Raw genomic sequence first — 8,181 nt, 5'->3', positions numbered from 1 at the left:
CCCCCCCCCCCCCCCCCCCCCCCCCCCCCCCCCCCCCCCCCCCCCCCCCCCCCCCCCCCCCCCCCCCCCCCCCCCACGGCGGCGGCGGGCAGACTCGACTCACGGGGTGACGTCGTTGCCCGCAAAGTCGATCCGCCCATCCGGCATCCGCTTCCAGGCCTGCAGGACCGTGGTCGGGCGGCGGGGATCGGGCTTCAGGTCGCCCCGGGCATCGTAGGCGAGGTCGCCGAGAACCGTCCGCAGGGCCCGGCCCTCATGCAGGTAGGCCGCCACCGCCCGGCCCTCCGCCGATCCGGCGCCGAGGACGCCCTGGCGCAGGACCTCGACGGCCGCATAGGCCTGGGCGGCCACCGCGTTCGCGTCCGGGCTGCGGGGACCCTTCGTCGCCTTCGCATCGGGTGTCTTCGGCTCGGGCAGCCGCGGCGGGTCGGCGGTGAGGGTCATCACCGTGCCCTCGGCCGCTGGGCCGGCCGCCTGGGGAAAGGCCGGATCGAGGAGGCCGTCGCTGCCCACCAGGGGCGCGGTCACGCCGGCGTCGCGCAGGCCGCGCAGGAGCACGGCCGCCTCCGGCGCGAGGCCCCCGAAATACACCACCTCGACCCGCGCCCGCTTCAGGCGCGCCACCAGTCCGGAGACGTCGCGCTCGCCGCGGGTCAGGGTCTCGAAGGCCGCCTCCGGCTGGTCCGCGGCCTTGAGCACGCGGCTCACGCCCTCCGCGAGGCCGCGCCCGAACGGGCTCTTGTCGTGCACGAGGCCGATGCGCTGGCCGCCGTGACGGCCGAGGAGGTAGGCGCCGGCGAGCCGCCCCTGCTCGGCCTCGTTCGGCACGGTGCGGAACACGTTCCAAAGGCCCTTGGCCGTCAGCGCGGCAGAGCCGGTGCCCGGCGTCACGGCGACGATGCCGGCCTCCTCGTAGACCGGCATCGCCAGCCCCGCGACGCCGGCATTGAAGGGGCCGACCACCAGGCCGACCCGCTCGGCGGCGAACCGCCGGGCGACGGCGAGACCCTGCTTGCCCTCGCCGGCATCGTCGGCGACCACCAGGACCAGGCGCTGCCCGTCGACGCCGCCGGCCCGGTTGAGATCGGCCACCGCCTGCTCGGCGCCGAGGCGCAGGCCCTGTCCGAAGGCGGCATCCGGGCCGGTCAGCGGTGCCGACAGCCCGATACGGACCTGGGCCTCCGCGGAGCCGGAGGCCGAACCCATCAGCAGGCCGGCGAAGGCGAAGGCGGTGGCGCGGAGACTGGGCATCGGGGCAGGGCTCCATCGGGGCGGGTGAGGCGGCCCCACGATAGGGGCGCCCGGTCGGTGCGGGAAGACACGCCCCGGTGGCCGCGCCGCCCGGTGCGCATTGCCACGGCGGCGCGGGACCTTACCTCGGTCTACCGGGTTTTCATTCCAGTTCCACGCAGCGGGCCGGATCCCGCGCCGGAGTTCGCCAGGACCATGCTTTCCACCGACAACGACATTCTCGGCGCGGCCGAAGCCTGGCGTCGCGAGGGGCGCGCGGTGGCGCTCGCCACCGTCATCGAGACCTGGGGCTCGGCGCCGCGGCCGGTGGGAAGTCACCTCGTGGTCGACGGCGAGGGCAACTTCCTCGGCTCGGTCTCGGGCGGCTGCGTCGAGGGCGCGGTGATCACCGAGGGCCTGGAGGCGATCGCCGACGGGCAGGCGCGCATCATCGAATTCGGCGTGGCCGACGAGACCGCCTGGCGGGTCGGACTGTCCTGCGGCGGGCGCATCCGCGTCTTCGTCGAGTCCGTGGCCTGAGGCGCCGGCATGCAGCTCGAGACCCTCGCCATCCTCAACGCCGAGCGCGCCGCGCGCCGCGCCGCCATCCTCGTGACCGACCTCGACGGCGGGGCCCAGCGGGTGGTGCGCGAGGCCGAGATCGCCGGCGATCCCCTGGGCGACCTCCTCGCCCGCCACCTCGCCTCCGGCAAGAGCGGCCTCGCCGAGGCGGACGGCCGCTCGGTCTTCCTCACCGTGCAGGCGCCCCCGGTGCGTCTGGTGGTGATCGGTGCCGTCCATATCAGCCAGGCGCTGTGCCCGATGGCGCGCGCCCTCGATCTCGCCGTCACCGTCATCGATCCGCGCACCGCCTTCGCGACGCCGGAACGCTTCCCCGGCATCGACCTCGTGGCCGAATGGCCGGACGACGCCCTGGCCGGTCCGGTCCCGCCCCTGGACCGCTACTGCGCCGTGGCGGCCCTGACCCACGATCCGAAGATCGACGACCCGGCCTTGGCCGCAGCCCTCCGGGCGGGGTGCTTCTATGTGGGGGCCCTCGGCTCGCGCAAAACCCACGCGGCCCGCGTCGGCCGGCTGACCCAGGCGGGGTTCGCGGAGGCCGAGATCGGCCGGATCGCGGCGCCGATCGGCCTTTCCATCCAGGCCGTCAGCCCGGCCGAGATCGCGGTCTCGATCCTGGCGCAGATCATCGCCGCGCAGCGCACCCCCCGCACCGGAGCCGCCGCGTGAAGTTCGGGGCCGTCCCGACGCGCGAGGCTGCCGGGCTGATCGCCGCCCATACGGTGCGCTCCCACGACGTGACCCTGCGCAAGGGCCGGGTCATCCCGGCCGAGGACGCCGCGCGCCTCGCGGCCGCCGGGCTGTCCGAACTCGTGGCCGTCACCCTCGAGCCGGGCGACGTGGCCGAGGATCCGGCGGCCGAACGTCTCGCCGCGCATCTCGCCGGTCCGCACCTGCGCCGCGAATTGCCTTTCACCGGCCGCTGCAACCTCCATGCGGCGACCGCCGGGCTCCTGCACATCGACCGGGCCGCCGTCGACGCCGTCAACGGCGTCGACGAGGCGATCACGGTGGCGACGCTCGCGCCCTACAAGCCCGTGGTGGCCGGCGAGATGGTCGCCACGGTCAAGATCATCCCCTATGCGGTCCCGGGCGCGGCCCTCGACCGGGCCTGCCGTGCCGCGCCCGCGGGGGCGCTCGCGGTGGCGCCCTACCGGTTGACCCGGGTCGCCGTCGTCTCGACCCTGCTGCCCGGCCTGAAGCCCGCAACCATCGACAAGACCCTCGCCAACCTGCGCCACCGCCTCGCCCCGACGGGCGCCGCCCTCGTCACCGACGCCCGGGTGCCCCATCGCCGCGAGGCCGTGGCCGAGGCGATCCGGGCCGCGGTCACGGAGGATCGCGCCGAGCTGGTGGTGGTGTTCGGCGCCTCGGCCATCGCCGACCGGCGCGACGTGATCCCCGCCGGGATCGAGGCGGCGGGCGGCCACGTCGCGCATCTCGGCATGCCGGTGGACCCGGGCAACCTCCTCCTGGTCGGAGGGGTCGCCGCGGTGCCGGTCATCGGCGCGCCGGGCTGCGCGCGCTCGCCCAAGGAGAACGGCTTCGACTGGGTGCTGCACCGGCTGCTCGCCGGCCTCGAAGTGACCCGGGCCGACATCGTCGCCCTCGGTGTCGGCGGACTCCTCATGGAGATCGGGTCGCGGCCCCAGCCCCGCTCCGGCGGCGACCCGGCCGAAGACGATGCCTGAGAACGATGCCTGAACTCGGTCTCATCCTCCTGGCGGCCGGGCGCGGGACGCGCTTCGGCGCGGAGCCGAAGCTGCTGCAGCCGCTGGCCGGGCGGCCGCTCGTCCGCCACGCCGCGGAGGCCGCGATCGCCTCCGGGCTTGGCCCGGTGGTTGCGGTCCTCGGCGCCCATGCCGGCCGGGTCGGCGCCGCCCTCGACGGGCTCGACCTCGCCCGCGTCGTGAACCCGGCCTATGCGGACGGTCTCGCCACCTCGCTCCAAGCCGGACTCGCGGCCCTGCCGGCGGGGGTTGGCGGCGCGCTCGTGCTGCTGGGCGACATGCCGCGGGTGACCGCCCGCCACCTCCAGGATTTGGCCGACGCCTTCCGCCGGCCGGAGCCGGCGCCCGCGGCGGTGGTGCCGATCCATGCGGGCGTGCGTGGCAACCCGGTCCTCCTGAACCTAGGTCTCCTGGCTCCCGCCCTCGCCGGTCTCTCGGGTGACCAGGGCGCCGGACGGCTGCTCGCCGGGCGCGCCGACGTGCTCGAATGCGCGATGGATGCGGGTGTGCGCCTGGACGTCGACACGCCGGATGGTCTCGCCGCCCTCCGCTGAGGGGGCTCCTACAAATCCGTTTGATCCCTTCGGGATGACGGATTTGGGCCTCGATCAAGCGCTGCGCAGGCTGGCTGAGACGGGCACCGCTCCGATCGGGCGGAGCCCGTATCAGTCCTGCGCCGCCCGTGCCGGCGCGCGCTTGGCCTCGGCCCGGCAGCGGTCCGAGCAGTAGCGGACCTCATCCCAGACCCGCTCCCACTTCTTGCGCCACGCGAAGGGCTTGCCGCACTGGACGCAGATCTTGGTGGGAAGATCGGCCTTCTTGCGCATCCGCGCCATGGGGTCTGCTCGATCGCTTTCGTGGAGGGGTCGCTCCGATATAGGGCAGCCTACCGCCCCAGCTGTCCGGCCTCGCTGACCGGGACCGGGCTCCAGCGGGTGAGCTGGATGTAGCCGTCGCGGGCGGCGATGACGACGTGGCGGCGGTAGCGCTGCACCACCGTCCCCGGCGCATGCTGATGCGCCTCGCGCCAGCCCTCGGCCGCCGCCACGTAGACCCGGGACTCGCCGACCCGGGCGATCGTCTCGATCGTGCCGAAGGCGCGGACCCGGCGCAGGATCGCCTCGACCTCGGCGCGGAAGTCGAGGGTGCGATCCGCATCCGTGACCCGCGGCCAGTAGGAGCCGGTGCCCTGGGGAGCGGGCGTTCGCCAGAGGGCGGGCAGGTCCCGGGCGATCGGGCCGGCGGCGATGCGCCGCGCCGCCATCTGGCACTTGGCGAGCAGGGTCTCGTGCGATTCCAGGGCGGCCAGCGGAAAGCGCTCCTGGGCCAGGATGTCGCCGGTGTCGAAGCCGTCCTCGGCCAGCACGTGGGCGGTGACGCCCCAGTCCGGCTGCCCGTCGGAGATCGCCTTGAAGAGCGGGTAGGGTCCGCGGCCCAGGGGAAGCGGGGAGGGGTGGAAATTGAGCGCGTAGGCGCACCGCCCGCGCCAGCCCCGGATCAGCCAGGGATAGCCCGCCACCACCAGGGCCCAGTCCCGGCCCTGCGCCTCCGCGAGCCCGGCGAGGTCCTCCGGCCGCATCCGCGAGATCTGGATCGGCACGCGGTGGCGGCGGGCCTGGGCCACCACCGCCTCGTTGTGGTCGTAGATCCCGTCGCAGGGCCGGGTGAACAGCTTGATCGGCGTCCAGCCCGCCCCGATCAGGGCCTCGAACACGCCGCCGAGGAAATCGATTCCGGCAAAGGCGAACTTCATGCGGCTCCCGACGGTCCTGCGACGTCACGGATCGGTCGATCCCGCGCGGGGACGGCTCCCCGTCCCCGGCATCCGCCATACCTACCGCATCGGGAGCGAATTGGGAGCGGGCATGAATATGGGAGCGCGCATGAGGCGGGAGATCGTCATCGGCGACGCGGGCGGACGAGCGCCCGGCCGGCGCCCGCCGCGGGACGCCCTGCGGGCTCTTCGGCAGGCCGAGGGCTGATCGCCATCCGCACGCTCCGCTTCCTCCTCGGCGACCAGCTCACCCGCCGCATCGCCACCCTCACCGATCTCGATCCGGACCACGACGTCGTCCTGATGGTCGAGGTGCGGGCCGAGGCCACCTACGTGCGCCACCACAAGCAGAAGATCGCCTTCCTGTTCTCGGCGATGCGCCACTTCGCGGCGGAGCTGGAGGCGGAGGGCATCACCGTCGACTATGTCCGCCTCGATGCCCCGGGCAACACCGGCAGCTTCACCGGCGAGCTGGAACGCGCCGTCGCGCGCCACGCGGTCGACCGCGTCGTCGTCACCGAACCCGGGGAGTGGCGGGTCTGGACCATGATGGAGGGCTGGCGCGCCGATCTCGGCCCGCCCGTGGAGGTTCGCGACGACAACCGCTTCCTCTGCCCCCGCGCCGACTTCGCCGCCTGGGCCGGCGACCGCCGGAGCCTGCGCATGGAAACGTTCTACCGCGGCATGCGCCGCCGCACCGGCCTACTGATGGAGGGGACCGAGCCGACCGGCGGCCGCTGGAACTTCGACCCCGAGAACCGCAAGGGGCTGCCGAAGGGCCACGGCGTGCCCGAGCGCGTCGGCTTCCCGCCCGATGCCGTGACCCGGGAGGTCATCGCCCTGGTCGAGCGCGACTTCGCGGATCACTTCGGCGAGACCGACGCCTTCGCCTGGCCGGTCACCCGGGCCGAGGCCATCGCCGCCTTCAAGCACTTCCTCGCCGTCGGCCTTCCGGCCTTCGGCGACTATCAGGACGCGATGCGCGCGGACGCGCCGTTCCTGTACCACGCGCTGATCGCGCCGGCGCTGAATGCCGGGCTGCTGACGCCGGAGGAGGTCTGCCGGGCGGCGGAGCGCGCCTATCGCGCCGGGGAGGCCCCGCTTCACTGCGTCGAGGGGTTCATCCGCCAGATCCTCGGCTGGCGCGAATACGTGCGCGGCCTGTACTGGGCCCGGATGCCGGACTACGCGGCGTCGAACGCCCTCGAGGCCACCCGCGATCTGCCGTGGTTCTACTGGTCCGGCGAGACCGCGATGAACTGCCTGGCGCAGTGCATCGGCGCCACCCGCGCCCACGCCTACGCCCATCACATCCAGCGCCTGATGGTGACGGGCAACTTCGCCCTGCTCGCCGGCCTGGCCCCCGAGCAGGTGGAGGAATGGTACCTCGTCGTCTACGCCGATGCCTACGAATGGGTCGAGCTGCCCAACGTCCACGGCATGGTGCTCTGGGCCGATGGCGGCGTGATGGGCTCGAAGCCCTACGCGGCCTCGGGCGCCTACATCAACCGCATGTCGGATTACTGCCGGGGCTGCGCCTACGACGTGGCCAAGAAGACCGGTCCATCGGCCTGCCCGTTCAACTATCTCTACTGGAACTTCCTCATCCGGCACGCGGAGCGCCTGGCGGACAATCCGCGCCTCGCCATGCCCTACCGCACCCTGGCGCGCATGGACCCGACGAAGCGCGCCGCGATCCTCGACGACGCGGCGCGCTTCCTCGACGGGCTCGACGCGGCGCCGCCGGCCGCCCCGGCCGACCAGGGCACCCTCGCCCTGGCGCCGCCCCGGTCGAAGCCGGCCCGCCATCCGGCCCGGGACACGGCTACCAGGGCGTCCAGACGGAAAGGCTGAGATAGGGGCCGGGGTCCTGATCGCTGGCGAGTTGCAGCCCGGCCGAGAGGCGCAGGCTGAAGCGGCCGAGGGCGAAATCCGTCGCGTGCAGGCCGACGTTCCACTTCCGGTAGCCGGTCCCGTCCCCGGAGAAGGCGATCTCGGGTCCGAGATAGGCGCCCCAGTGCCGATAGCCCCAGGCGAGGCGACCCCAGGCGCTCATGCGGGTGGTGCCGGTGACCAGCGTGGCGGCCAACAGGGTCGCGTCGGTGGGGTGGGCCCACACCTCGCCGTGGAGGCGCAGGCCGAAGCGGGGCGGCAGGGCCTGCACGCAGCCGCAGCCCGATACCACCTCCATCGATCCCTCCGGCCCCGCATAGGCCGCCACGACGCCCCAGTCGCGAAACCACTGGTAGCCGAGCACGACGGCGCCGATCGCGGTGTCGCGCGTGGCGGCGCCCTCGCGGCGGCGCTGGCCGCCGAGGCTCCCCAGGGCCACGAATCCCTCCCGGTCGACCCGGTCCAGTGCCAGCTTCGCCCCGGTGGTCACGAAGACGGAGGGGCTCGCCTCCAGGCTTCCGAACAGGACGAGCGAGGCCGGCGAGGAGGACAGGGCCGGCGTGCCGAGGAGACCGGCGGCGCAGGCGGCCGGCACGACGAACCGCCTGGGCTTTCGCTTCGCCTCGGACAGGGCTGTGGTCGTCGCGCGCACGGGCGTCCCAGGTTCGACCCCGAGGACGCCCTGACGGTCATGGCGCCGGGCCCCGGAATCAATCTAGAATCGACATATCACAGAAATAATAAGCTTCTGATTGTATTCTCGACCCATTGCACAGAACACATCCTCGTCAAGATACCTCATCGAAACTATAGAGATCTTTCGCAACCTGAGATTGATTATCTGGGTGCGAGTCGATTTCCAGGACCGGGTGGATCCGTTCGAGGACCGCATTTCGGGGCCTTCCCGGCGCGCGGATGCGCCGCTTGGCCTCGGCGCCCATCTCGGCTACAGCCCGGCTCAGGACCGTCGCC

Annotated in this window: 9 protein-coding genes; 5 read left to right on the top strand and 4 right to left on the bottom strand. The window is 73.4% G+C overall.

Annotated elements, in window-relative coordinates:
* Nucleotides 1–99 precede the first annotated feature (99 nt).
* Complete coding sequence (locus AC6EUL_RS05620; RefSeq protein WP_499869301.1) at nt 100–1,251, bottom strand: branched-chain amino acid ABC transporter substrate-binding protein; 1,152 nt, start codon at nt 1,249–1,251, stop codon at nt 100–102.
* A gap of 195 nt (nt 1,252–1,446) precedes the next feature.
* Between AC6EUL_RS05620 and AC6EUL_RS05615 the strand changes: the two genes are divergently transcribed.
* Genes AC6EUL_RS05615 through AC6EUL_RS05600 form a run of 4 tightly spaced genes read left to right on the top strand, consistent with a single transcriptional unit; the run spans nt 1,447 to nt 4,096 of the window.
* Nucleotides 1,447–1,770 (top strand): XdhC family protein, encoded by a 324-nt coding sequence (locus tag AC6EUL_RS05615; protein ID WP_056214682.1) that lies wholly within the window; start codon nt 1,447–1,449, stop codon nt 1,768–1,770.
* 9 nt (nt 1,771–1,779) lie between these two features.
* Nucleotides 1,780–2,481: an XdhC family protein gene (locus AC6EUL_RS05610; protein ID WP_056352487.1), complete on the top strand. Its 702-nt coding sequence runs from the start codon at nt 1,780–1,782 to the stop codon at nt 2,479–2,481.
* Complete coding sequence (locus tag AC6EUL_RS05605; RefSeq protein ID WP_499869300.1) at nt 2,478–3,503, top strand: molybdopterin-binding protein; 1,026 nt, start codon at nt 2,478–2,480, stop codon at nt 3,501–3,503. The genes AC6EUL_RS05610 and AC6EUL_RS05605 overlap by 4 nt, the downstream gene beginning before the upstream one ends.
* A gap of 5 nt (nt 3,504–3,508) precedes the next feature.
* The gene (locus AC6EUL_RS05600; RefSeq protein WP_499869299.1) at nt 3,509–4,096 is read left to right on the top strand and encodes a nucleotidyltransferase family protein; all 588 of its coding nucleotides are present in this window, start codon (nt 3,509–3,511) and stop codon (nt 4,094–4,096) included.
* A gap of 111 nt (nt 4,097–4,207) precedes the next feature.
* Here AC6EUL_RS05600 and AC6EUL_RS05595 read toward each other — a convergent pair whose 3' ends face one another.
* Together AC6EUL_RS05595 and AC6EUL_RS05590 are read right to left on the bottom strand one after the other, a co-directional pair.
* Entirely contained in the window at nt 4,208–4,378 is a 171-nt protein-coding gene (locus AC6EUL_RS05595; RefSeq protein ID WP_181017229.1) for a DUF2256 domain-containing protein, read from the bottom strand.
* Between the two features lie 50 nt (nt 4,379–4,428).
* On the bottom strand, nt 4,429–5,295 hold the full coding sequence (locus AC6EUL_RS05590; protein WP_499869297.1) for a formyltransferase family protein: 867 nt from the start codon (nt 5,293–5,295) through the stop codon (nt 4,429–4,431).
* Between the two features lie 225 nt (nt 5,296–5,520).
* Here AC6EUL_RS05590 and AC6EUL_RS05585 point away from each other — a divergent pair, with 225 nt between their 5' ends.
* Nucleotides 5,521–7,170 carry a cryptochrome/photolyase family protein gene (locus AC6EUL_RS05585; RefSeq protein WP_499869315.1) on the top strand — a complete coding sequence of 550 codons (1,650 nt, stop codon included), beginning with the start codon at nt 5,521–5,523 and terminating at the stop codon, nt 7,168–7,170.
* Here the strand turns inward: AC6EUL_RS05585 and bcsS are convergent.
* A complete protein-coding gene (gene bcsS, locus AC6EUL_RS05580) occupies nt 7,142–7,861 on the bottom strand; it encodes a cellulose biosynthesis protein BcsS (RefSeq protein ID WP_499869295.1) in 720 nt (239 codons plus the stop codon). The two genes, AC6EUL_RS05585 and bcsS, sit on opposite strands and share 29 nt — an antisense overlap.
* Between the last annotated feature and the right edge of the window lie 320 nt (nt 7,862–8,181).

This window comes from Methylobacterium sp. 001424705 (genome assembly GCF_059816145.1).
The sequence above is the reverse complement of the archived record's forward strand: the minus strand, read 5'-3'. Positions and strand labels throughout refer to the sequence as shown.